This is a genomic window from Micromonospora sp. NPDC002575 (assembly GCF_042889525.1).
Taxonomy (GTDB): Bacteria; Actinomycetota; Actinomycetes; order Mycobacteriales; family Micromonosporaceae; genus Micromonospora; species Micromonospora carbonacea.
Genome location: NZ_JBIARA010000028.1, coordinates 40,895 through 63,843, shown reverse-complemented (window position 1 = coordinate 63,843; position 22,949 = coordinate 40,895). Strand labels below are relative to the sequence as shown.

Annotated in this window: 21 protein-coding genes and 1 pseudogene; 13 read left to right on the top strand and 9 right to left on the bottom strand. The window is 71.6% G+C overall.

Annotation, left to right across the window (positions count from 1 at the left end):
• Positions 1-146: 146 nt before the first annotated feature.
• Positions 147-3,107: a transglycosylase domain-containing protein gene (locus ACFYWL_RS28765; protein ID WP_386979071.1), complete on the bottom strand. Its 2,961-nt coding sequence runs from the start codon at positions 3,105-3,107 to the stop codon at positions 147-149.
• A gap of 191 nt (positions 3,108-3,298) precedes the next feature.
• A complete protein-coding gene (locus ACFYWL_RS28760; RefSeq protein WP_386979068.1) occupies positions 3,299-3,772 on the bottom strand; it encodes a DUF5318 domain-containing protein in 474 nt (157 codons plus the stop codon).
• Positions 3,773-3,945: 173 nt separating this feature from the next.
• Between ACFYWL_RS28760 and ACFYWL_RS28755 the strand changes: the two genes are divergently transcribed.
• Together ACFYWL_RS28755 and ACFYWL_RS28750 are read left to right on the top strand one after the other, a co-directional pair.
• A complete protein-coding gene (locus tag ACFYWL_RS28755) occupies positions 3,946-4,584 on the top strand; it encodes a PadR family transcriptional regulator (protein ID WP_178066972.1) in 639 nt (212 codons plus the stop codon).
• A 23-nt stretch (positions 4,585-4,607) separates the two neighbouring features.
• The gene (locus ACFYWL_RS28750) at positions 4,608-5,687 is read left to right on the top strand and encodes an inositol-3-phosphate synthase (RefSeq protein ID WP_386979065.1); all 1,080 of its coding nucleotides are present in this window, start codon (positions 4,608-4,610) and stop codon (positions 5,685-5,687) included.
• A gap of 64 nt (positions 5,688-5,751) precedes the next feature.
• Here ACFYWL_RS28750 and ACFYWL_RS28745 read toward each other — a convergent pair whose 3' ends face one another.
• From ACFYWL_RS28745 to ACFYWL_RS28735, 3 genes are all read right to left on the bottom strand, one after another.
• Positions 5,752-6,138, bottom strand: a complete 387-nt coding sequence (locus ACFYWL_RS28745; protein WP_386979062.1) for a hypothetical protein — start codon at positions 6,136-6,138, stop codon at positions 5,752-5,754.
• Positions 6,135-6,341, bottom strand: coding sequence for a ribbon-helix-helix protein, CopG family (locus ACFYWL_RS28740; protein WP_386979059.1), 207 nt, complete (start codon positions 6,339-6,341; stop codon positions 6,135-6,137). The genes ACFYWL_RS28745 and ACFYWL_RS28740 overlap by 4 nt, the downstream gene beginning before the upstream one ends.
• 139 nt (positions 6,342-6,480) lie before the next feature.
• Positions 6,481-6,714 (bottom strand): hypothetical protein, encoded by a 234-nt coding sequence (locus ACFYWL_RS28735; protein ID WP_386979056.1) that lies wholly within the window; start codon positions 6,712-6,714, stop codon positions 6,481-6,483.
• Between ACFYWL_RS28735 and ACFYWL_RS28730 the strand changes: the two are divergent.
• Positions 6,700-7,041 (top strand): annotated as a pseudogene (locus ACFYWL_RS28730) (Scr1 family TA system antitoxin-like transcriptional regulator); the annotation flags it as partial. The gene ACFYWL_RS28735 and the pseudogene ACFYWL_RS28730 sit on opposite strands and share 15 nt — an antisense overlap.
• A 4-nt stretch (positions 7,042-7,045) precedes the next feature.
• On the top strand, positions 7,046-7,273 hold the full coding sequence (locus tag ACFYWL_RS28725) for a DUF397 domain-containing protein (RefSeq protein ID WP_386979053.1): 228 nt from the start codon (positions 7,046-7,048) through the stop codon (positions 7,271-7,273).
• 223 nt (positions 7,274-7,496) lie between these two features.
• Here ACFYWL_RS28725 and ACFYWL_RS28720 read toward each other — a convergent pair whose 3' ends face one another.
• Positions 7,497-7,982, bottom strand: coding sequence for a methylated-DNA--[protein]-cysteine S-methyltransferase (locus tag ACFYWL_RS28720; RefSeq protein ID WP_386979050.1), 486 nt, complete (start codon positions 7,980-7,982; stop codon positions 7,497-7,499).
• 140 nt (positions 7,983-8,122) lie between these two features.
• On the opposite strand from ACFYWL_RS28720, the gene ACFYWL_RS28715 reads away from it, so the two are divergent.
• Complete coding sequence (locus ACFYWL_RS28715) at positions 8,123-8,458, top strand: hypothetical protein (RefSeq protein ID WP_386979047.1); 336 nt, start codon at positions 8,123-8,125, stop codon at positions 8,456-8,458.
• A gap of 29 nt (positions 8,459-8,487) precedes the next feature.
• Here the strand turns inward: ACFYWL_RS28715 and ACFYWL_RS28710 are convergent, their stop codons facing one another.
• Entirely contained in the window at positions 8,488-9,255 is a 768-nt protein-coding gene (locus ACFYWL_RS28710; RefSeq protein ID WP_386979044.1) for a hypothetical protein, read from the bottom strand.
• Between the two features lie 287 nt (positions 9,256-9,542).
• Between ACFYWL_RS28710 and ACFYWL_RS28705 the strand changes: the two genes are divergently transcribed.
• Positions 9,543-10,088: a hypothetical protein gene (locus ACFYWL_RS28705; protein WP_386979042.1), complete on the top strand. Its 546-nt coding sequence runs from the start codon at positions 9,543-9,545 to the stop codon at positions 10,086-10,088.
• 39 nt (positions 10,089-10,127) lie between these two features.
• Entirely contained in the window at positions 10,128-11,636 is a 1,509-nt protein-coding gene (locus tag ACFYWL_RS28700; protein WP_386979039.1) for a flotillin family protein, read from the top strand.
• Positions 11,637-11,798: 162 nt separating this feature from the next.
• On the opposite strand, the gene ACFYWL_RS28695 is transcribed toward ACFYWL_RS28700, so the two are convergent.
• Together ACFYWL_RS28695 and ACFYWL_RS28690 are read right to left on the bottom strand one after the other, a co-directional pair.
• Positions 11,799-13,871, bottom strand: coding sequence for a S8 family serine peptidase (locus ACFYWL_RS28695; RefSeq protein ID WP_386979036.1), 2,073 nt, complete (start codon positions 13,869-13,871; stop codon positions 11,799-11,801).
• A gap of 243 nt (positions 13,872-14,114) precedes the next feature.
• Positions 14,115-15,575, bottom strand: a complete 1,461-nt coding sequence (locus ACFYWL_RS28690; protein WP_386979032.1) for a CCA tRNA nucleotidyltransferase — start codon at positions 15,573-15,575, stop codon at positions 14,115-14,117.
• 126 nt (positions 15,576-15,701) lie between these two features.
• Between ACFYWL_RS28690 and murJ the strand changes: the two genes are divergently transcribed.
• The 6 genes from murJ (at position 15,702) to trxA (ending at position 22,850) form a co-directional block, all read left to right on the top strand.
• The gene (gene murJ, locus ACFYWL_RS28685) at positions 15,702-17,447 is read left to right on the top strand and encodes a murein biosynthesis integral membrane protein MurJ (RefSeq protein ID WP_386979029.1); all 1,746 of its coding nucleotides are present in this window, start codon (positions 15,702-15,704) and stop codon (positions 17,445-17,447) included.
• 452 nt (positions 17,448-17,899) lie between these two features.
• Positions 17,900-19,504 carry a protein kinase family protein gene (locus tag ACFYWL_RS28680; protein ID WP_386979026.1) on the top strand — a complete coding sequence of 535 codons (1,605 nt, stop codon included), beginning with the start codon at positions 17,900-17,902 and terminating at the stop codon, positions 19,502-19,504.
• A gap of 43 nt (positions 19,505-19,547) precedes the next feature.
• Positions 19,548-20,315 (top strand): RNA polymerase sigma factor SigM, encoded by a 768-nt coding sequence (gene sigM, locus ACFYWL_RS28675; protein ID WP_386979084.1) that lies wholly within the window; start codon positions 19,548-19,550, stop codon positions 20,313-20,315.
• A complete protein-coding gene (locus tag ACFYWL_RS28670; RefSeq protein ID WP_386979023.1) occupies positions 20,312-21,283 on the top strand; it encodes a hypothetical protein in 972 nt (323 codons plus the stop codon). Before sigM ends, ACFYWL_RS28670 begins: the two co-directional genes overlap by 4 nt.
• 212 nt (positions 21,284-21,495) lie before the next feature.
• Positions 21,496-22,449 (top strand): thioredoxin-disulfide reductase, encoded by a 954-nt coding sequence (gene trxB / locus ACFYWL_RS28665; protein WP_386979020.1) that lies wholly within the window; start codon positions 21,496-21,498, stop codon positions 22,447-22,449.
• A 77-nt stretch (positions 22,450-22,526) separates the two neighbouring features.
• Complete coding sequence (gene trxA, locus ACFYWL_RS28660; RefSeq protein WP_043960991.1) at positions 22,527-22,850, top strand: thioredoxin; 324 nt, start codon at positions 22,527-22,529, stop codon at positions 22,848-22,850.
• Positions 22,851-22,949 lie beyond the last annotated feature (99 nt).

The window sequence follows — 22,949 nt, the reverse complement described above, 5'->3', positions numbered from 1 at the left end:
CGTGGGGGGTCTACTTTCTCACTATCCCCCCCGCGGGGGGCCCCCCCCCCCCCCCCCCAAACAAAAACCCCCCCCCCCCGCCCGCGGGGGGGGGGGGGGGGGGGGGGCCCCCCCCCCCCCACGGCGGGGTGCTCAGTTCGGTGCGTTCACTCCCGGGGGCGGGGGGTGATGGTCGGCAGCAGGCCGCCGCCGGTGCCTTCCTCGTTGCCGCGCCCGGGGTTCGTCGGCCCTTCGGGGCCACCCGGGCCACCCGGACCACCGGGGCCACCCGGGCCACCCGGGTTGTTGGGGTTGTTCGGGTTGTTGGGATTGTTCGGATTGTTCGGGTTGTTGCCGGGGTTCTGGCAGAAGATGTCCAGCGGGTTGCACGCCGGCGGGTCCGGGGTGGGCGGCGGGGGCGGCGGGTCGCCGTTGCCGGACTCCGGGTCGCCGATGTTCGCGGCCGGCGGGAAGCTCTTCTTCGGCTCCCCCTTGAGGGCGTCGTTCATGAACCGCTCCCAGATGGTGCCGGGCAGGTTCGCGCCGCTGACCTTGCGGCCGTCGCTCAGCTTCAGCGGCAGCCGCTTCTGCTCGTTACCCACCCAGACGGCCGTGGCGAGCTGCGGCGTGTAGCCGATCATCCAGGCGTCGCCGTTGTCCGGGCTGTCGGACTTGAGCTCCCAGGTGCCGGTCTTGGCGGTGGCCTCGCGGCCGTCCGCGAGCCGGTGGTTGACCTGGCCCGGGTATTCCTTCAGCACCGACGTCACGTCGGCGACGATGTCCTTGTCGATCCGCCGCTTGGACTCGATCTTCTCGCTGCTGATCTTCTCCCACTTGCCGGTGGTCTCGTTCTGCTTCTCCACCGAGTAGAGGAAGTGGGCCTTGTTGTAGACGCCCTCGTTGGCGAACGTGGCGACGCCGTTGGCGTGGTCGAGGACGGTGATCGGGTACTGCCCGTAGCCGACGACGTGGAAGAACGGCGACGGCGCGATGTCCTTCGGGTCGGTCTTCGTCAGGTCGTACGCCTTGGGGGGGTCGGTGTCCGTACGCCACATCGTGGTGACGCCGGCCTGCTTGGCCATGTCGATGACCTTGTCCGGCCCGATCTCCTGGGTGACGTGGTAGAACGGCACGTTCAGCGACTTGAGGGTGGAGACCCTCAGGGTGCAGGAATTTCCGCAGGACGGGTTGTCGACGCCGGCGTTGCTGACCTTGAACTTGGTGCCTTCGGGGGTGAAGCCCCGGCCCTTCCACCGCGACTCCAGCGCCTTGCCGGCCTTCAGCGCGGCGGCCAGGGTATAGATCTTGAAGCTCGACCCCGGCGAGTGGCCGCCGGTGATGTTGCCGTTGAGGTCGGTGTTCTTGCCGGCGTAGTCGGTGCCGGTGCCGTTGTCGCCGCCGTAGTAGGCGAGGACGCGCCCGGTCGCGGGTTCGATCGCGACGACCGCCGCCATCAGGTTCTTCGGCTGGCCGGCGAGCTCCGAGCCCTTCGTCTTGCGCTGGGCGGCCTCGACCGCCGCCTTCTGGGTCTTCGTGTCGATCGTGGTGCGGATCCGGTAGCCGCCGGCCATCAGCGCCTGCGAGCAGAGCGGCTTCTTGTCGGTGACGTCCGCCTCCTTGTCGACGCAGAGGCCCTTCTCGCGCATCTCGACCTTGACGTAGTTGATGACGTTGCCGTACGGCGTGTTCACGCCGAAGTCGATGCCGGCGCCGCCGTTCTTGGGGCTCTTGATGTTCTTCGGGTATTCGGTCGGGCGCTCCGGCCGGCCGGGGGCGTTGAGCCAGCCCTCCTCGACCATGCCGTTGATGACGTAGTCCCAGCGGGACTTGGCGTCGACCGGGTTGACCGCCGGGTCGTACCCCTTGTGGGTCTCGCTGGCGACCGGCTGCTTGATCAGCGCGGCGAGCACCGCGCCCTCGGCGACGGTCAGGTTCTTCGCCGGCTTGCCGAAGTAGGTCTGGGCGGCCGCCTCGATCCCGTACGCGCCGCGGCCGAAGTAGATCACGTTGAGGTAGTGCTGCATGATCTGCGGCTTGCCGTACTTGTCGTTCAGCTTGGAGGCGAGGATCGCCTCCTTCACCTTCCGGGCGTAGGTGTCGTCCTTCAGGTTGTCGTACGCGTTGCGGGCGTACTGCTGGGTGATGGTCGACGCGCCCTGCTTGTCGCCGCCGGAGACGTTGTTCCACGCGGCCCGGGCGATGCCCTTGTAGTCCACACCGGAGTGTCGGTAGAAGTTGCGGTCCTCGGCGGCGGCCACCGCGTCCTGCACGTGCTGCGGGATCTGGTCGATGGTGACCAGGGTGCGGTTCTGCTCGCCGACCTTGGCGATGATGGTCTTGTTGTCGAACGCGTAGAGGGTCGTCGCCTGCGGCGGCGTGGTGTCCTCGGGCAGCACGACGTTGGTCGAGTAGTAGGTGAAGCCGACCACGCCGATGCCGGCGAGCATGATGAAGACCGCGAAGCTGGCGATGAGGATGTTCGTCCGCCGGCGCTTGCGGGCCCGCGCCGACTTCGCCCGGCCGTCGGGGCCCCGGCCGCCGGGACCGCGATCACCCCCGCCGGACGGCGCGCCGATGCCGGAGGCCGGGGAGACGCTCGCGCGGGCGACGGAGGCGCGGCCGGCGGGACCGCCGTACGAGCCGGCGCCCACGGACGCGGCGCCCACGCTCGCTCGGCCGGCGGAGCCGACACCGACCGAGGCCCGGCCGGCCGGGGAGACGGGCGCCGAAGAGACCGGCACCGAGGCCCGGCCCGCGCCGGCCCGGCCGGCTGTCGGCCCGCCCGGGGCCGGGGAGACGGGCACCGAGGCCCGGCCGGGCACCGCGCGCCCGACGGAGGCGGAGCCCACCGACGCCGAGCCGGCGGCGGCTGTGCCGCGCGGCGGCACCGCTGCGGAGCCGGGGCGCGGCGGCACCGCCGCTGAACCGCCCACCGAGGCGCGGCCTCCCGCGCCCTGGCCGCGGGGCGGCACGGAGGCGCGGCCCGGCTGTGCCGTACCCTCTGACCAGCTGCCGCGGGCGTCGTCGCCGCGACGGTACGCGTCGGCCGGGCCCGCGCCGGGGTCGCCGTGGGCGCCCGGTATCTGGGCCCGCCCGCGCGAGGAGCTGGGATCGCCGTACGAGTTCATTCCTCACACCCTGCCGGTCGCGGTGGGACGCGATCGCGCCGCCACCGGGTTGCCGTGAGCTGAAACACAGGACGCCGCCGCCTGAACGAGTCGGGCCGAGGGCATCGCTTCCGGATCAATCGGACCTATCGGTCCTAAAAGCTGTCGGTCGTCCCGCCTCCTCCACATCGGGCCAACCGAGTCAGCTGGGTTCACCGTTGCGCCTCTCGCCTCCGCCGAACGGCCGGGCCGACGCCCGGGGCCGCGGCGGCCGAAGAACCGGCCGCGCCCTGCTCCGACCCGTCCTCCGCGCCGCCGGCCAGCCCGTCCCGGCCCAGCAGGAACTGCTCGACGAGGTGGTTCCAGCCGCAGCCGAGGCACACCTCCACCACGAAGACCTGGAACTCACTCAGCGTCATCGCCAGGACGGGCAACTCGGCAAGGGTACGCGCCTGCCCGGCGGACTGCTTGAGCTCGTCCCCGTAAATGTAATGAACGTGGGTGAGGTTCTCGCTGCGGCAGATCGGGCAGCGCTCCTCGGTGGGTTCACCGTGGAAACGGGCGGCGTTCTTCAGGTACGGCGACGCGTCGCAGACATCGTACGTGCCCACGCGGCCGGCGAGGAGTTCACGCAGCACCGCTCGCTTCCGGAGCGAGTAGTCGACGACCTGGCGCTGCGTACGCATGCGGAGAAGGGTACGCGGTCCGGCGCGGCGAGGCGACCGCCGTCACAATCGGTGACCCCGAGAATTCGGCGTGGGGGTTTGCCCTGATCCTTGGGAGCGGCTAACGTGCGATGTATCGGTCCGATACATCGCGGTGGTTGAGTCTCCGCGTCGGGGGTAAGAAGGGGTGGCCCGTGCTCGATCTCGCCATCCTCGGCCTCCTCCAGGAGTCCCCGATGCACGGCTACGAGCTCCGCAAGGAGCTCACGGCCAAGCTGGGCGCGATCCGCGCGGCGATCAGCTACGGCTCGCTCTATCCCACCCTGCGCCGACTGCAGGCGGCCGGGTGGATCACCGAAGCCGACGAGACGCCCGCCACCGCCGAGGAGGTCCCCGCACTGACCAGCCGCCGGGGGCGGGTGGTCTACAAGATCACTGCTGAGGGCAAGGAACGCTTCGCCCAGCTCATCGCGCAGGCCGGCCCCGAGACGTACGACGACACGGGCTTCGGCGTGCACTTCGCGTTCTTCGCCCGCACCGACCAGGCGACCCGGCTCCGCATCCTGGAGGGTCGCCGCCGCAAGATCGAGGAACGCCGCGAGGGGCTTCGCGACGTGCTGGGCCGGGCGGCCGAGCGCCTCGACGCGTACACCCTGGAACTTCAGCGCCACGGCCTCGACGCCTGTGAGCGCGAGGTCCGCTGGCTGGAGGAGCTCATCGCCAACGAGCGCTCCGGCCGTGCCCCGACGGTCCCGGGAACCGGGACGGCCGGCGGCCGACGAGATAACGACAGCCCGCCTCCGCCTGGAGAGTCCAGGAAAGAGCGGCCGTGATGAAGAAGAAGGAGGCAGACGCTATGGGCTCCGTCCGCGTCGCCATCGTCGGTGTGGGTAACTGCGCCTCGTCCCTCGTACAGGGCGTGGAGTACTACCGCAACGCCGACCCGAACGACCGCGTCCCGGGTCTCATGCACGTCACCTTCGGCGACTACCACGTCTCGGACGTGGAGTTCGTCGCGGCGTTCGACGTCGACGCCAAGAAGGTGGGCATGGACCTCGCGGAGGCAATCGTCGCCAGCGAGAACAACACGATCAAGCTCTGCGACGTGCCGCCGACCGGCGTCAGCGTGCAGCGCGGCCCGACCTTCGACGGCCTGGGCCAGTACTACCGCGAGATCGTCGAGGAGTCGGACGCCGAGCCGGTCGACGTGGCCAAGGCGCTGCGCGACGCGCAGGTCGACGTCGTCGTCTCCTACCTGCCGGTGGGCTCCGAGCAGGCCGACAAGTTCTACGCCCAGGCCGCGATCGACGCCGGCTGCGCGTTCGTCAACGCGCTGCCGGTCTTCATCGCCTCCGACCCCGAGTGGGCCAAGAAGTTCGAGGATGCGGGCCTGCCGATCGTCGGCGACGACATCAAGAGCCAGGTCGGCGCGACCATCGTGCACCGGGCACTGGCGAAGCTGTTCGAGGACCGCGGGGTCGAGCTGCTGCGCACCTACCAGCTCAACTTCGGCGGCAACATGGACTTCATGAACATGCTGGAGCGCAACCGGCTGGTCTCGAAGAAGATCTCGAAGACCCAGTCGGTCACGTCCCAGATCCCGCACGAGATGGTCAAGAGCGACGTGCACATCGGCCCGTCGGACCACGTGCCGTGGCTCGACGACCGCAAGTGGGCCTACATCCGCCTGGAGGGCCGCTCCTTCGGCGACACCCCGCTCAACGCGGAGCTGAAGCTGGAGGTGTGGGACTCGCCGAACTCGGCGGGCGTCATCATCGACGCCGTCCGGGCCGCGAAGATCGCCCTGGACCGCAAGATCGGCGGCCCGATCCTGTCGGCCTCGTCGTACTTCATGAAGTCCCCGCCGGTGCAGTACGCCGACCACGACGCGCACGCCGCCGTCGAGTCCTTCATCAAGGGCGAGGTCGAGCGCTGACGCGCTGACGCCAGCACGATCACGGAGGGCCGGGTCCGTCGGGACCCGGCCCTCCGCGGTTCGTTCAGGCACCCATCTCCAGGTACGGCGACAGCCGCAGCGCGATCTCGTCCACCGAGTCGACCTCGCCGCTGGCCATCGCATCGGTCAACGCCATCCGCTCCTTGGCCGGCATGTTGAGCACGAGGCCGGAACGCGCGATGAAGACCCGCATCGCCGCCCAGGCGAGACCGGCGTTCCACATGTCGAGCGGTCGCCACATCATCACTCCGTGCAGCAGCGCCGCCGACCTGTCCAACACCGTGGGGTAGACGGCACGGCCCAGCATGCGGGCGTGCGGACGGGCCGCAGCAGCGACCAAGATGCCGGGGTCCCGCACCCGGCTCTGCGGGCCGGTGTGCTCCGACAGCAAAATCAGCAGGTCTTCCGGCTCGGGCCAGAGTTGAGTCACCGGTCTCCCAACATCTCGAAGAACTCGGCGTCCTCCTCGAAGACCCGTCGGGCGGCCTGGCGAGTCCACTCGTCGCGCTCGTGCCGGTCCAGGTACGCCTGGATGGCCACCTCGACGGTCTTGTGCATCGAGCGGTGCTCGGCCTCGGCGAGCTCGCGGAGCCGCTGTTCCACCTCGGGCTTGAGCGTCAGAGTGAAGGCCATACCAGATTTGTATAACTCGTCAGGGGTCGCGTCAACCAAGCTGGGCAGCACTGTTTCTCCTTATCCCGGGTGTACCCGGCCAACGGCCGGACGGAGAAGTCGGGTGCGGCCGTACCAGCGGCGGGACGTGTAACAGTCGTCACGTACTCATCGCCCCTCGCCGGAGCCCATCCGGGCGTACGAAGATCGTGCGGCGCTCGGTCGCGTCGCCCCTCGCGTCGAGCTGGTAGACGTCGAGCCAGCACCAGCCGTCGTAGGTGATCAGGTCGTCGCGCACCCGGATCACCCGAGCCACGATCGGCCGGCTGACGAACTGGACGCTGGCCGCCCGGGTCACGTGGACCCCGTCCCCGGCCCTGACCCCGGCGCTCACGACCTCCGGCGGGTCGTCGGCGGTCCCAAGGTGATGCGCGCCCAACTAGCACACCTGCGAAAGATGGCCGGCTGGCCGAACATCGAGGTCATGATCCTGCCGGCCGCCGCGGGAGCCCATGCGTGCCCGGACGGCACGTTCGACGTCTTCCGGATGCGCCGCCCCTACCCGCCGGCCGGCTGCGTCTCCACCGCGGTGGGAGCCGTGGTGGTGGAAGGCGAGAAGGCCGAATCGCTGCACCAGCGCTACGATCGGTTGCGCCGGGCGGCGCTACGAAATGGTGCCGCGCAGCGCATCCTCTTCGATCTGGAAGCGCGTCTGGAGTGAGCACATGGCGAGCATCGGCGGATCGGCCAGCACCGGACTGCCGGTGGCCTGGCACGTCAGCACCCGCAGCGGCAACGGCGGCGGCAACTGCGTCGAGGCCGGGCCGGTGCTCGACGGCAGCGGCCGGTTCGCCGTCCGCGACAGCAAGGACCGCACCGGCCCGACGCTGCTTTTCCCCGCCGCCGACTGGACCGCCTTCCTCACCGACCTCCGCGCCGGACGATTCGCCTGATCCCCTGACGACCGGCCTGCTCTTGGCCGGTCAAGATCGCGCTCGATCAGTGATCGAGTGGCCTCGCCCCGACCTGAGGCCACTCTCTCCGCGATTGAGCACGATCTCCATGCTTTCCGGCCGACTGGCCCTCTCGCCCCCGAAAAGCTCAGCGATCTTGGCACAAAACGGCCTCCAGGGGGGCCGAAAATTACCAAGATCTGCAGGATGCCGCTCAAGCCCGTCAGGACCAGGCGCGGCGCAGGGCGACGCCGGCCTCCAACTCCAGCAGCTTCACCTTGCGGGGCAGGCCCCCGCCGAACCCGACCAGCTTCGCCCCCGCGCCCACGATCCGGTGGCAGGGGACGATCACGGGGATCGGGTTGCGGTTGCACGCCACCCCGACCGCCCGCGCCGCCCCCGGGTCGCCGTCGCCGACCAGCCGGGCCACCTCGCCGTAGGTTGACGTCTCCCCGTACGGGATGCGGGTCATCTCCCGCCACACCGCCCGCTCGAACTCGGAGCCCCGGCGCGCCGCCACGGGCACCGTGAACTCGGTCAGCTCCCCGGCGAAGTACGCCCGCAGCTCGGCCACGGCCCGGCCGGACAGCTCGTCGCCGGGGACGTCGACGGCGCTCTCCACCCGCCCGAAGTGCGCGCCGCACACGGCGTCGTCGTCGGTGGCCACGGAGAACTCGCCGATCGGGGAGTCGAGCACGGTCCAGCGCACACCCCATTCTCCCCCGCCAGCGAGACACGCCCCGACACCGCCCACCCAGCCCACCGGCTTCGGCCCGATCCGGCCGCCCGGTGAGGCAAACTTCCGGTCCCGGCCGGCGTCTTGACCATCGGAGGTGGACGGCGGCTGAGGTGACCGACGGGGAGTTCACCGCCGACGACGGCCGGCCCACCCGGTTCGTCGCCATGCCGGGCGACCCGGCCGGCCCGTGGGCCTGGTCGCCGGACGGGCGGCTCGTGGTGGTGCAGGGCCAGCACGAGCCGCTGCTCGTCGAGACCGCCGACGGGCGGGTCGTCCGGTCCCTGCCGGCCGCCGACGCCGCGTTCGTCACCGACGACCGCCTGCTCTACCGACGCCCGTACGGCAGCCGGGACTTCGTGCTCGCCGACCCGACCGGGCGGGAGCTGGTGCGGCAGCCGCTCCCGCCCGAGCTGGTCGACCGGATTCTCACCGTCGCCCCAAGCTGACGAGGCGAGCGGCCGGAGGACCGGCGACGTCAGTTCCCGTAGGAGATGTCCCACGACTTGCCGTCGAAGACGGCCTTGGCGCTGGTCATGCCGTCGGGGTACACCACCTTGGCCGGCTCGGTGAGTTCGGAGACGTCCATCACCTCGCTGCTCGCGAAGCTTCCGAAGGCGACCCAGTAGGTGGGCTTGGGGTCGAACTCGACCCCGGTGTTCGGCACCGTCGGCACCACGAACGTGCCGGCTCCCGACATTCCGATTCCCACGCTGCCCTGGTCGTCGTTGCCCGGCCCCGGGACGGTGTCGTCCTCCTTGATTATCAGGCTCCCATTCTTCCCGGCCGGACTGGTCGGGCCGAATTCGAAACCGCCGTCGACGTAGGAGAGGGTGACCAGATTGTTCTGGGTCAGGTCGGCCTCCAGGATCTGGCCTGCCACGAACTGCGTTCCGGGGACGAGCGTTCCGACCTGGCCCCAGACGAAGTTGTAGTCGATGGTCCACTGATATTCGATTGTCGTCGACGGGTGGCACATCTTCGACATCCAGGCGAGCGTGACCGCGTCGCTCGGAAGCACGGGGTTCTCCTGGAAGAGGATGGCATTCATGCCGTCCAGCGCAGAAGCGTTCGAGATCGTGATGCTGTAGCCGACCGCGTCCTTCTTCGGTCGGACGCCGCGGGACGGCGCTCCGCGTGACGCCGCCCTCGCCTGGTCCGTGAGGCTTGTGCCGAGCAGGGCGGCGCCCAGGCCCGCACCCAGCGCGGCAAACCCTCCCCGTCGGCTGATTCTGATCTCTCTCATCGCTCCTCCTCGCGCACGAAGAATGCCCCTGCCGACATGCCGCGAAAAGGAGAGATGGCGTCAGGGTTTTGAATCAGAAGGATCACCCTTGATCGATTAATTCGAGGGCGTCAATATGTTAAGTGCAACCTCCTTGCGAGGGCAAGGGCTTCCCCGTGGCGCGATATGGTCAACTCCCGCCCGACGGGAATTTGCAGCCCTCAAGCGGGATGGTTTACGCCGTATGCAGCGGAAGGTGCTTTAGGTGTGATTGACCTCGGCGCCCTCGGCTCCGACCGCCACGCCGGATGACCTTGCACAGGGCGGCTACCGTGCAGGTCGTGGCCACCGGAACGCTCATCTTCCTGATCATCGGCGGGGCGGGCGTCGGCGTGCTGGCGCTGGCCCTGCTCGGCACCGAGCTGTTCCACTTCAGCCATCCCGGCGTCGACGGTCCGGTGTCGCTGGAGGCGGTCGCCGGGTTCGCCGGCGCGTTCGGCTTCGGCGCGGCGATCGTCAACGAGCTGCTCGGTGCGCGTACCCCCGGGATGGTCGCCGCGGCGGTGGCCGGCGGCGCGGTCGCGGCGGTGCCCACGGCGTGGGTCGCGGCCCGGCTGAGCCGGGCGGCCCGCACCATGCGCACCGACCCCACCCCCACCCGCCACCACCTCGTCGGCGCGCTCGGCCTGGTCGTGACCCCGATCCCCGTGGACGGCTACGGCGAGGTCCGGGTCCGCGTCGCCGGCCAGCCGGTCAAGCTCAACGCCCGCGCCGACCGACCGATCGGGATGGGCGAGCAGGTCTTCGTGGTCGAGGCCCTGAGCGAGACCAGCGTGCACGTCGAAACCTACTGAAACCCACCGTCCCTCCCTTCCTCGCAGAGCGGAAGTCGAATGCCCCTCCTCATCGCCATCGGCGGCGCGGTGCTCCTCGTCGTCGTCCTCATCCTGTTCGTGCTGTCCCGGATCAAGGTCGCCGGGCCCAACGAGGCGTTCATCGTCACCGGCCGCAAGGGCCGGACCACCGAGACCGCCGACGGCGGCCGGTCCACCGACATGTCCGGCCAGAAGGTCGTCCTCGGCGCGTCGGTGTTCGTGCTGCCCGTGGTGCAGAAGCTCCAGTCGCTCGACCTGTCCAGCCGCCGCATCGACGTCGGCATCAAGGGCGCGGTCAGCAAGCAGGGCATCCGGGCCGAGCTGCACGGCGTCGCCATCGTCAAGGTCGGCGGCACCGAGGACGCGATCCGCGCCGCCGCGCAGCGCTTCCTGCACCAGCAGGACGAGATCGACAACTTCACCCGCGAGGTGCTGGCCGGCGCGCTGCGCTCGATCGTCGGCCGGCTCACCGTCGAGGAGGTCATCCGGGACCGGGCGGCGTTCGCCAGCGCGGTGGCCGAGGAGGCCGAGCACTCGATGACCAACCAGGGGCTGGTGCTGGACACCTTCCAGCTCCAGGACATCGTGGCCGAGGGGTCGTACCTCCAGGACCTCGGGCGGCCGGAGGCGGCCCGGGTGCTCAAGGACGCGGCGATCGCCGAGGCCCGGGCCCGGCAGCAGGCCGAGCAGGAGCGGCTGCTCGCCGAGGAGGCCATCGCCGAGGCCAACCGGAACCTGGCCCTCAAGCAGGCCGCCATCCAGGCGGAGATCGACGCGGCGAAGGCGAAGTCGGCGGCGGCCGGCCCGCTCGCCCAGGCCGAGCGGGACCAGGCGATCCTCTCCGAGCAGCAGAAGGTGGCCGAGCGCAACGCCGAGCTGAAGCAGCGCCAGCTCGACACCGAGGTGCGCAAGCCGGCCGACGCCGCCCGGTACAAGGTGGAGCAGGAGGCCGAGGCGGCCCGCAACGCGGCGGTGCTCAACGCCGACGCGCAGCGGCAGGCCACCATCGCCGCCGCGCAGGCCGCCGCCGAGCAGTCCCGGCTCACCGGTGAGGGCGAGCGGGCCCGCCGGGCCGCGCTGGCCGAGGCGAACGCGATCGAGGGCGCCAAGGAGGGCGAGGCCGAGCAGCGCCGCCGGTCCGCGATCGCCGAGGCCGTCGAGCGGGAGGGTCAGGCGGAGGCCGCGGCCATCCTGGCCAAGGGCCAGGCCGAGGCCGACGCGATGGCCCGCAAGGCCGAGGCGTTCGCCGCGTACGGGGAGGCCGCCGTGCTGGACCTGCTCGTCCGGGTGCTGCCGCAGGTGGTCGAGGCGGCCAGCGCGCCGATCGGCGCGATCGACAAGATGACCGTCATCTCCACCGACGGGGCGTCGACGCTGACGAAGTCGGTGGCGAGCAACGTGGCGCAGGGCCTCCAGCTCGGCACCGACCTGACCGGCATCGACCTGGCCGGCCTGCTCGCCAAGCTCGGCGCGGCGCGCAACGGCACCGAGGCGGCCACGGTGGACGGCACCGCCGTCGACCGCTGACCCTCCCTTTCGGCAACACGAAGCCGGCCGGGCCCGTCGTGGGCCCGGCCGGCTTCGCTTTCGGGTACGGGGATTCGACCGACCGGGCAAGGCCGACGCCCGCCGGACCACCCCTGATGTTCGGGGCGGTGCCGACGGGCGTCGGAGGTGGTGCGGGGTCGGTCAGGCGAGGCCGATGGTGAACTGCTCCCACGAGCCGACCGAGGTGCTCTTGGCGATCAGCGGCTTGCTGCCGCCGCTGTCCGCCTTGACGATCTTGCCGTTCGCGTTCGCGTACAGGTGGACGGTGCCGTCCGGGTGGTGCCAGCCGACGAAGAACGCCTCCCAGTCGCTGATCGAGCCGGCCTTCGCCAGCAGCGGCTGGGAGCCGCCGCTCTGCGCCGTCACGTACTTGTTGTTGACCAGCGCGCGGAAGGCGATCCAGCCGTAGCCGAGGTCGACCAGCTCGTACTTCTCCCAGGAGCCGACCGAGGTGCTCTTGGCCAGCAGCGGCTTGCTGCCGCTGCCGTCGGCCGCGACGAACTTGCCGTTGGCCTTGGCCTTGACGCTGACGATCGGGTTGGGCGCCTCGAAGTCGAACTTCTCCCAGGCCCCGATGCTGGCGCTCTTGGCGAGCAGCGGCTTGCTGCCCGCGCCGTCGGCGGCCACGTACTTGCCGTTGACCTGCGCCTTGAGGCTGATGCTGCCGTCGGTGTTGTTGACGAGCTGGAACTTCTCCCACGAGCCGATCGCGGTGCTCTTGGCGATCAGCGGCTTGCTGCCGCTGCCGTCGGCCGCGACGTACTTGCCGTTGGCCTTCGACTTGAGGGCGACCACCCCGCTGCTGACGGAGACGACGTCGAACTTCTCCCACCCGCCGAGCTGCCAGCTACGGGCGATCAGCGGCTTGGAGCCGCCGCTCTCGGCCACGACGAGGGAGTCGTTGACCCGGGCCCGCAGGCCGACGTTGGTGCGGGTCACCGGAGCCGCGCCGACGTGCGCGAGCCGGTCGATGCTGCCCGCCGGGCCGAGCACCGCGCCGGAGACGCCGTTGGTGACGACGGCGTTGCGCACCTGCTGCGGGGTCCAGCTCGGGTTCTGCGCGAGCAGCTGGGCGGCGATGCCGGCCACGTGCGGCGCGGCCATCGACGTGCCGTTGATGGTCTGCGTCGCGGTCGTGCCGCCGATCCAGGCCGAGGTGATGCCGACGCCGGGGGCGAAGGTGTCCAGACAGGTCCCGTAGTTGGAGAAGCCGGCCATCATGTCGACCCGGTCGGTCGCGCCGACGGTGATGGCGGCCGGCGCGCGGGCCGGGGAGTACGCGCAGGCGTCGTCCGCCTCGTTGCCGGCGGCGGCGACGTAGGTGATGCCCTGGCCGATGGAGGTGGCGACCGCGTCGTCGATCGCCGTGCTCGCTCCTCCGCCCAGGCTCATGTTCGCCACCGCGGGCTTCTGGGCGTTGCTGGTCACCCAGTTGATGCCGTCGAGCACCGTCTCGGTCGTGCCGTCGCCCTCGCAGTTGAGCACGCGGACCGCGACCAGGTCGACGTCCTTGGCGACGCCGTAGGTGGTGCCGCCCACGGTGCCCGCCACGTGCGTGCCGTGACCGTTGCAGTCCGCGACGTTGCCGTCGGCGACCGCGTTGAACCCGTAGCTCGCCCGGCCGCCGAAGTCCTGGTGGTTGATGTTGATCCCGCTGTCGATGATGTACGCGGTGACACCGCTCGACGACGGGTACGTGTAGGACTTGCTCAGCGCCGGAGTGGTCTGGTCGATCCGGTCCAGGCCCCACGAGGGCGGGTTGGTCTGGGTGCCGCTCGCCGAGACCTTGCGGACCGGCTCGACGTACGCGACATCCGGGTCGGCCGCCAGCCGCTTCGCCTGAGCGGGGGTGAGCTGCGCGGAGTAGCCGCGCAGGGCCCCGGTGAAGACCTTCCGCACCGTGCCGCCGTTGGCCTTGGACAGGGCCTTGACGGTGCTGCGGGTGGTGCTCGCGCTGGCCTTGCCGTTCTTCAGCTTGACGATGTAGCGGCCCGGCACGACGCCCTTGGTCGAGGCGTCACGCGCCTGCGAGCGCTTCGGCGCGGTCAGGTTCGGCCGCACCGGGTTGCCGGCGGCGTCCAGGCTAGACGCCTCCACGCCGGCCGTCTCCGGGCTGGCCTGGGGGGTCGGGTCGGCCATCGCCGCGCCGGTGGTGGCGAGGGCGATGGAGGTCGCGGAGGCGAGGGCGAGCCCGGCCACCGCAGAGCGGCGCATTACGCCACGACGTGTCAAAGAGATCTCCCCGTTGCAGCATCGGCTGTCCACCTCGGGACGGCCGAGAACAGATGAATCCGGCCTCACACTGAAATGGACAGGAGGCCATGATGATGTTGCATCATCATGGACGCTGGTCGAACGGAATTACCTCAGCCGATCGGTCGATACGCTGCCGTCGCGTCGTCAGTTTCCCGACAGGACGGGCGATCGGAGCGCCGTGTCTTTTCGGCAGACCCGCGATCAGCCGCCGACGCCCTCTTCGCGGGCCCAGCGCAGCAGCTCCGCCTCGGCCTCGTCGCGGTCCAGCGGGCCGCGCTCCAGGCGCAGCTCCTTGAGGTGCTTCCAGGCCCGGCCCACGATCGGCCCCGGCGGCACGCCGAGCAGCTCCATGATGGCGTTGCCGTCGAGGTCGGGGCGGACCCGGGCGAGGTCCTCCTCGGCCGCGATCCGGGCGATCCGCTCCTCCAGCGCGTCGTAGTCGGCCGCGAGGGCCGCCGCCTTGCGCCGGTTGCGGGTGGTGCAGTCCGAGCGGGTCAGCTTGTGCAGGCGGGCCAGCAGGTCACCGGCGTCGGTGACGTAGCGGCGCACCGCCGAGTCGGTCCACTCGCCCCGGCCGTACCCGTAGAAGCGCAGGTGCAGGCCGACCAGCTTGACCACCTGGGCGGTGACGTCCTTCGGGTACCGCATGGCCTTCATCCGGGCCTTGGTCAACCGGGCGCCGACCACCTCGTGGTGGTGGAAGCTGACCCGGCCGTCCGGCCCGACGGCCTTGGTGGCCGGCTTGCCGACGTCGTGCATCAGCGCGGCCATCCGCAGGACGAAGTCGCACCCGTCGGTCTCGTACGACACGGCGTTGGCGACCACGGTGAGCGTGTGCTCGTAGACGTCCTTGTGCTGGGCGTGCTCGTCGATCTCCAGCTTCAGCCCGGTCAGCTCGGGCAGGAAGCGGTCGGCCAGGCCGGTGTCGACCAGCAGCCGCAGGCCGGTGATCGGGTCCGCGCCGCAGAGCAGCTTGGTGAACTCGTCGCGGATCCGCTCGGCGGTGATCCGGTCCAGGTCGGCGGCCATCCTGGTCATCGCGGCCCGCACGTCGGGGTGCACGGCGAAGCGGAGCTGGGCGGCGAACCTGGCGGCCCGCAGCATCCGCAGCGGGTCGTCGCCGAAGGACTCGGCGGGGGTGCCGGGGGTGCGGATCACCCGGGCGGCGAGGTCGTCGAGGCCGCCGTGCGGGTCGGTGAACCGGTGCGCGGGCAGGCTCACCGCCATCGCGTTGACGGTGAAGTCGCGCCGCCTGAGGTCCTCGGTGAGGCTGGTGCCGTACTCCACGATCGGGTTGCGGCTGACCTGGTCGTACGCCTCGGCGCGGAAGGTCGTGATCTCCAGCCGCAGCCCGTCGCGCTGGCAGCCGATGGTGCCGAACTCGCGCCCGGTCTCCCAGATCGACTCGGCCCAGCCCTTGACGATCCGCAGGGTCTGGTCGGGGTGGGCGTCGGTGCAGAAGTCGAGGTCGTCGCCGAGGCGGCCGAGCAGGGCGTCGCGCACCGATCCGCCCACCAGGTGCAGCTCGTGGCCGGCGTCGGCGAACCGGCGGCCCAGCTCGTCGGCGACCGGCGAGACGCGGAGCAGTTCGGCGACGGCGTTGCGCTGCGCGGCGGTGAGCTCGCGGCGGTCGGCGGCGTGGGGTGCGGAGGCTTCGGACATGGGATCGCCAGCCTATCGGTCGGGCCGGGGGCCTGATCCGCCGGGCGCGGGTAACCAGCAGGTGTTGACTATGGTCATGGTGTGCGGGCCGGTGCCCGGCTCCGACGTACCCCTGGGAGGCTGGAGATGAGCGGCGGTCTCTACCGCAGCGCGAACGCCGCGCAGGGCGGCGGCCGGCCCCCCGGCGACGACGCCACCTTCATCTCGGCGGAGCCGCTGAACCAGCCCGCGATCGAGTCGACCGCGCCGCCGCAGGAGCAGGTGGCCGAGGCCAGCGCCGCGACGAACAGCGCGGTGATGGCGATCGGCAGCCTGGTCAGCCGGGGCACGGGCTTCCTGCGCACGCTGGCGCTGACCGCCGCGCTGGGCGGGGCGCTGGTCGGCGACGCCTACACCACGGCGCAGATCCTGCCGGGGATGGTCTACGAGTTCCTGCTGGGCGGCATCCTCACCAGCGTCCTGATCCCGGTGCTGGTGCGCCGTCGCAAGGCCGACGCCGACCAGGGGCAGGCATACTCCCAGCGGCTGCTGACGCTCGCGGTGCTCACCCTGGCCGTCGCGGCGCTGCTCGCGGTCGCGGGCGCGGGGCTGCTGACCTCGTTGTACGCGAGCGACAAGTCCAGCGGCGCCTACCAGTCGCTGGTCACCGACCTGTCGTACCTGATGCTGCCGATGATCTTCTTCACCGGCCTCAGCGCGCTGATCAGCGCGGTGCTCAACACCCGGGGGCACTTCGCCGCCCCGATGTGGGCGCCGATCCTGAACAACATCGTGGTGATCGGCACCGCCGGCCTCTACATCGCCATCTTCGGCGCGGAGATCGTCGAGCCGGAGCAGATGACCACCGGGCGGATCCTGCTGATCGGCGGCGGCACCCTGCTCGGGGTGGCGATCCAGGCAGCCGGGCTGCTGCCGGCCCTGCGCAAGGTCGGGTTCCGCTGGCGGCTGCGGTTCGACTTCCGGGCCCTGGGCCTGGGCGAGCTGGGCCGGCTCGGCGCGTGGATGTTCTGCTACGTGGCGGTCAGCCAGATCGGCCTGATCGTCCTGTTCAACCTGCTCAACCGCGCCGGCCGGGAGAACGCCGCCGGCCCGCTGATCTACAACAACGTCTTCCTGCTGCTGATGATGGCGCACGGCATCATCGCCGTGTCGATCATCACGGCGCTGATGCCCCGGATGAGCGCCGCCGCCGCCGACGGCCGCTACTCCGACCTCGCCGCCGACCTGTCCCGGGGCACCCGGACGGTCACGGCGGTGCTCGCCCCCATCGCGGTCTGCTACGCGGTGCTCGCCGGCCCGCTGTCGGTGACGCTGTTCCGCTACGGGGCGTTCAGCGACGAGAACGCCACGGCCACCTCGCTGGTGCTGCTCGTGGCGGCGCTGGCGCTGGTGCCGTTCGCGGTCAGCCAGTTGTTCACCTTCGCCTTCTACGCGCTCCCCGACACCCGCACCCCGGCGCTGATCAACATCCCGGTGGTGGCGCTGCGGATCGGCGTGCAGATCGGGCTGTTCGCCGCCTTCTCCGCCACCTTCGCGGCGGCAGGGATGATGATCGGCAACGCGGTCTCCTACCTGGCCGCCGCCGTGTTCTCCGCGCTGCTGCTGCGGCCCCGGGTCGGCCGGATCGGGCTGGGCGGGATCATGCGCACGCTCGGCAAGGTCCTGGTGGCCGCGCTCGGCGCCGCGCTGGTCGGCCTGCTGGTGGTGAACCTGCTGCCCGGCGGCGACACGCTGAGCTGGCCGCAGGCCGTCTTCCGGCTGGTCCTCGGCGGGGCGGTGATCGTCGGGACGTACCTCGGGCTGGCCATGGTGCTGCGGATCGGCGAGATCACCGAGGTGGTCGGGATGGTCCGCCGCCGCCTCGGCCGCTGACCGGACCCTCTGGTCGAGCCGGGCCCTCCGCCCGGCGGACACGGAGCGTGATCGAGGATCACCAGGCTGGGGACAGCCCTGTGGATAACTCAGCGATTCGCCGCTCAGCAGCCATAAGTCCCTGTGGACAACCGGCCGGAAGGTTGAGCATGAGGGGCCGTTCGGCGGGGAATCCGCCGCCGTCGCGCGGTCGCCACACCGGCGCGGCCCCTGCAACGACTACTTGCCGTCAACCTCTAGATTGGCTAGTACATGTGCCAGCAACGCGGCCGACAACGGTCGTAACCGGACAGGCGCGGCCACTCCCGGCACCTCAGCCGGGTACGCCGGGAAGATGACATGTCGGGGAGGCCGGCAACCCGGGTAAGGTCGCTCTCGACGGGTACGGCCGACCCCGGCGCTCCGCGTCGAAACCGTCGGCCGGTTCCTCAACAGGCAGAGCGGGAAGCCAGATGCCCAGCAGCGCGGGTCCATCGATCGACACGATCACCGAGGGAGGACGGGTGACCCAGGTCGGCGAGGGTCAGGAGGCGGAGGAGAGCGCTCCGCCGATCATGACCTTCGGTGCTCCCACGGCCGGTGAGATCCTCGCCGAGCGGTACGAGCTGGTCGAGCACATCAACAACGACAGCGCGGGCCGGCTGGTCTGGCGCGGGGTCGACGTGGTGCTGCGCCGCCCGGTCGCGGTCGTGCTGCGTTACCCGGGCGGCGACTCGGCCACCGAGATGCTCCAGGCGGCCGTCGCGGCCAGCCGGGTGATCCACCCCAACCTGGTCGGCGTGTACGACGCGATCGACGAGGCCGAGCGGGCGTACGTGGTCCGCGAGTGGGTGGACGGGCGGTCCCTGCGGGAGATGGTCGCCGACGGCCCCCTCGACCCGGGCCGGACGACCGCGATCGGCAACGCCGTGGCCAGCGCGCTGGCGGCCGTGCACGCCACCGGCATGGTGCACGGCAACGTGCACCCCGGCACCGTCATGATCAGCGACGAGGGCCGGGTGGTGCTGGCCGACGCCCGCACCGACGGCGCCGACAGCCAGGAGAACGACGTCCGGGCGATCGGCGGCATCCTCTACTTCGCCCTGACCGGGCACTGGCCGCACGCCGAGGCCCCGCTGCACGGCGCCACCGCCGGGCACGGCCGGGCCGCGATCCCCGACGCCGTACGCGACGCCAGCGGTGCGATCGCCGCGCCCCGCCAGGTCCGGGCCGGCGTGCCGGCCTACCTCGACGACCTCACCATGGACCTGCTCGACGCCGGCATCGCCCCGCCGCCGTCGGACGTGCTCTCGGCCGAGCTGGCCCGGCTGGACATCCCGGTCGAGGACGACGCCTACCTGGAGCCCGCCGGCCCGCTGCGGTTCGCCGCCGAAAGCGGCGAGGAGCCGTCGCCGCTGGCCTCGGTCGCCGGGCGGAAGGTCGCCGTCGGCATCGCCGGCCTGCTGGCGGTCGCCCTCGTCGGCCTGCTCATCGGGATCAGCATCCTCGGCAACGACGACGAGACGCCGGAGACCGAGCCGGTGGCCCGGCCGTCCAGCAGCGCCCCGGCGGCCGAGGCGACCCCGGCCGCCGCCGTGCGCAAGCTGTCGGTGACCGAGGTGCGCATCATCGACCCGGACAGCAAGCTCCGCGACGAGCTGGGCGGGGCCGAGAAGGTGATCGACGGCGACGCGGACAAGGGCTGGGACACCGACACCTACACGCGGCCGAACTTCGGCAACACCAAGAGCGGCATGGGCGTCTGGGTCGACCTCGGCGAGGAGCGCACCGTCAAGTCGGTGCAGGTGAGCCTCTCCGCCACCGGCGCCTCCGCCCAGCTGTTCGCGGGCACCATCGACCCGCCGCCCACGTCGTCGGGCGACAAGGAGCTGTTCAGCCACTACAAGAAGAACCCGATCGGGCAGCCCTTCGAGCAGCACGACGGCACCACGATGACCTTCAACGGCTTCGACGCCGACGCGAAATACCGCTACCTGCTGTTCTGGATCACCGAGCTGCCCCCGAACGACCGGGGCTACCAGGTCGGCGTCCAGGAGATCACGGTCCAGGGGTCGTGAACCGGGGCCCGGTGACGGGGCACTGCGGCGGTCGGGCGCGGTGATGGACGGTCACGGCGAGCGCGCGAGCGACGTGGACCTGCTGCGCGCGCACGTCGCCGGTGACCGGGACGCCTTCACCGAGCTGTTCCGCCGGCACCGGGACCGCCTCTGGGCGGTGGCCCTGCGGACCCTCGGCGACCGCGAGGAGGCCGCCGACGCCCTCCAGGACGCGCTGCTGTCCGCTCACCGGGCGGCGGCCCGGTTCCGGGGCGACTCGGCGGTGACCACGTGGCTGCACCGGATCGTGGTGAACGCCTGCCTCGACCGGATCCGCCGCCGGCAGGCGCACCCGACCGTCCCGCTGCCCGACGGCACGCACGGCGTCGAGGGCGGCCCGTCGACCGGCGGGGCGGAGCCCGCCGCCCCCGTCCAGGACCACGACACCGCCCTGGTGGTCCGGCAGGCGCTCGCCGAGCTGCCCGTCGAGCAGCGGGCGGCGCTGATCCTCGTCGACGTGCAGGGCTACCCGGTGGCCGAGGTGGCCCGCATTCTCGACGTCGCCGAGGGCACGGTCAAGAGCCGCTGCGCCCGGGGCCGCGCCCGGCTGGCCGTGGCGCTCGGGCACCTACGCACGGGCGCACTGCCCGACGCCGCAGGGGCGGGCCGGCGGCCCGGCCGGGCCGCGCGGCTGGCCTCACCCCGTGCCGCCGCCGACGGCTCCGACGGCCCGGACGTGCCCGCCGTCACCCCGGGGAACCCCCGGCCGGCCGACGGCGTCCGATCAGGGTCGGGACGCTCCCGGCGCGTCGCCAACCAGGAGGATTCGTGACTGCCGGGGGGTTCAGGGAGGTCGACCTCGACCTGCTCGCCGACTACCTCGGCGGCGCGTTGGACGGCACCCCCGACGAGGCGGTCGCGGCGCGGCTCGTCGCGGAGGACCCGGCCTGGGCCGAGGCCCACGACGCGCTGGCGGCGGCCCTGACCCCGGTTGGCGACGCCCTCGCGGCCTGGGCCGGGCCGGCGCCGGAGATGCCGCCGGTCGTCGTCGACCGGATCACCGCCGCGCTGGCCGGCGCCGGCCCCGGCACCCCTACCGGCGGCACCGACGAGCCGGACCGGACGGGCCTCGCCGAGCCGGCCCGGGTCGGCCGGGTGCCCGCCCAGCCCACCGGGGGCACGCGCCGGCCCGCCGGCGGTCCCGGCCCGACGGCCGGCCGCCCCGGCGGGCATGGGCGGCGGTGGGCGCGGCTCGCCGGGCCGGCGGCCCTGGCCGCGGCCTCGGTCGTCGCCGTCGGGTTCGGGCTCAACCAGGTGGTCGGCGGCAGCGACCAGAGCGGCGGCGCGGCCGACCAGGCGATCAGCGCGCAGGCGGAGTCGGGGGGCGGCGCGTTCACCGTCGCCGGCACGCCGCGGCGCTCGGGCGCCGACTGGACGCCGGAGGCCCTGGCCGCCGGCGATCGGCTGTCTCCCGGCGTCAGCGAGCCACCGAGGTCGTTCGGGGCGGGGCCGGACGCGCCGGCCGCAGGCGACGACGGCGAACGGCTGCCGGCCGCCGGGGGCCTGGGCCGGCTCACCGGCAGCGACGCCCTCGCCGACTGCCTCACGGCGGTCAGCGCCGAGCACGGGGCCGGTCCGCTCACCGTCGACCTCGTCGACTACGCGCGCTTCCGGGGCGCGCCGGCGCTGGTCGTGCGCTTCGTCGACCCGTCCGGGGAGCGCTGGGCGTGGGTGAGCGGCCCCGAGTGCGGGGTGCCCGGGTCCGGTGCCGACACCCGCTACCGGACGCGGGTAGGGTGAGGCCGCGGCCGGCCCTGCGGGCCTCCACCGGCCGCGCCTGATTCACATCTGCCGTTCTTCCACGTGACGTGACCCACCGGATGACCGGCTCGGGAATCCCCACTTCGTACGATGACGTTCTGCAAGTCAGTAGTCGGCGTCCGCGCGGCGTCGACGCTCCGACCGGCATCGGTGCGCGTGCCGATGGCGACCACACACATCGGGAGACGGCAGTGGACGAGGTCCGCAACCTGATCATCATCGGCTCCGGGCCGGCCGGTTACACGTCGGCGGTCTACGCCGCGCGCGCCAACCTCAAGCCCCTGGTCATCGAGGGCGTGCAGTCCGGCGGTGCGCTGATGACGACCACCGAGGTGGAAAACTTCCCCGGGTTCGCCGATGGCATCCTCGGCCCCGAGCTGATGGACAACATGCGCAAGCAGGCCGAGCGGTTCGGCGCCGAGTTCCTCACCGACGACGTGACCCGGGTCGAGCTGACCGACACCGGCAGCTTCGGCTCCGACGCGGTGAGCACCGTGTGGGTCGGCGAGACGGCATACCGGGCGAAGGCCGTCATCCTCTCCACCGGCTCCGCCTGGCGTCCGCTGGGCGTGCCGGGCGAGCAGGAATACCTGGGCCACGGCGTGTCGTCCTGCGCCACCTGTGACGGCTTCTTCTTCCGCAACCAGCACATCGTGGTCGTCGGCGGCGGCGACTCGGCGATGGAGGAGGCCAGCTTCCTCACCCGGTTCGCCGAGTCGGTCACCATCATCCACCGGCGCGACTCGTTCCGGGCCAGCAAGATCATGGCCGAGCGGGCGCTGGGCAACGAGAAGATCAAGGTCGAGTGGAACAGCGTGGTCGAGGAGGTCCTCGGCGACGACGGCAAGGTCACCGGCGTCCGCGTCCGCAACGTGCACACCGGGGAGAGCAAGGTCCTCGACGTCACCGGCGTCTTCGTGGCGATCGGCCACGACCCGCGCAGCGAGCTCTTCCGGGGCCAGGTTGAGCTGGACGACGAGGGGTACGTCAAGGTGCAGGCACCCAGCACCCGCACCAGCGTTCCCGGCGTGTTCGCCGCCGGTGACGTGGTCGACCACACCTACCGGCAGGCCATCACCGCAGCCGGCACCGGCTGCGCCGCCGCCCTCGACGCCGAACGATTCATCGCCACGCTCGAAGGCTGAGCGCCGTGCCCCGGGCTTCCCGGGCGGCGCACCGAAACGACTGAAGGAACACATCGCAAGCCCGTAGGAGGGTCATAGTGGGAGCGACAAAGGCGGTCACCGACGCGAGTTTCGCCGTCGACGTGCTGAAGTCCGACAAGCCGGTGCTCGTCGACTTCTGGGCGGAGTGGTGCGGCCCGTGCCGCAAGGTCTCGCCGCTGCTCGAGGAGATCGCCGGCGAGATGGGCGACCAGGTCAGCATCGTCAAGCTCAACATCGACGAGAACCCGGAGACCGCGCGCGCGTACCGGGTGATGTCGGTGCCGACCCTGACCGTGTTCAAGAACGGCGAGCCGGTCCAGTCGATCGCCGGTGCCAAGCCGAAGGGCGAGCTGGTCAAGCTGATCCAGTCCGCGCTCTGACAGCCGCTGTGCGAAACCCCGTACCCGTTGGGTGCGGGGTTTCGCGTTTCTCGGCCGTGACCTGCGCGGACACCGCCACCTCGGGCGGCCGGACCGCAT

Coding starts and splice junctions, on each gene's coding strand:
- ACFYWL_RS28765 (WP_386979071.1), bottom strand. CDS start 3,107: ATGAACTCGTACGGCGATCCCAGCTCCTCGCGCGGGCGGGCCCAGATA.
- ACFYWL_RS28760 (WP_386979068.1), bottom strand. CDS start 3,772: ATGCGTACGCAGCGCCAGGTCGTCGACTACTCGCTCCGGAAGCGAGCG.
- ACFYWL_RS28750 (WP_386979065.1), top strand. CDS start 4,608: ATGGGCTCCGTCCGCGTCGCCATCGTCGGTGTGGGTAACTGCGCCTCG.
- ACFYWL_RS28740 (WP_386979059.1), bottom strand. CDS start 6,341: ATGGCCTTCACTCTGACGCTCAAGCCCGAGGTGGAACAGCGGCTCCGC.
- ACFYWL_RS28725 (WP_386979053.1), top strand. CDS start 7,046: ATGGCGAGCATCGGCGGATCGGCCAGCACCGGACTGCCGGTGGCCTGG.
- ACFYWL_RS28710 (WP_386979044.1), bottom strand. CDS start 9,255: ATGAGAGAGATCAGAATCAGCCGACGGGGAGGGTTTGCCGCGCTGGGT.
- ACFYWL_RS28705 (WP_386979042.1), top strand. CDS start 9,543: ATGACCTTGCACAGGGCGGCTACCGTGCAGGTCGTGGCCACCGGAACG.
- ACFYWL_RS28700 (WP_386979039.1), top strand. CDS start 10,128: ATGCCCCTCCTCATCGCCATCGGCGGCGCGGTGCTCCTCGTCGTCGTC.
- ACFYWL_RS28695 (WP_386979036.1), bottom strand. CDS start 13,871: ATGCGCCGCTCTGCGGTGGCCGGGCTCGCCCTCGCCTCCGCGACCTCC.
- ACFYWL_RS28690 (WP_386979032.1), bottom strand. CDS start 15,575: ATGTCCGAAGCCTCCGCACCCCACGCCGCCGACCGCCGCGAGCTCACC.
- murJ (WP_386979029.1), top strand. CDS start 15,702: ATGAGCGGCGGTCTCTACCGCAGCGCGAACGCCGCGCAGGGCGGCGGC.
- ACFYWL_RS28680 (WP_386979026.1), top strand. CDS start 17,900: ATGCCCAGCAGCGCGGGTCCATCGATCGACACGATCACCGAGGGAGGA.
- sigM (WP_386979084.1), top strand. CDS start 19,548: ATGGACGGTCACGGCGAGCGCGCGAGCGACGTGGACCTGCTGCGCGCG.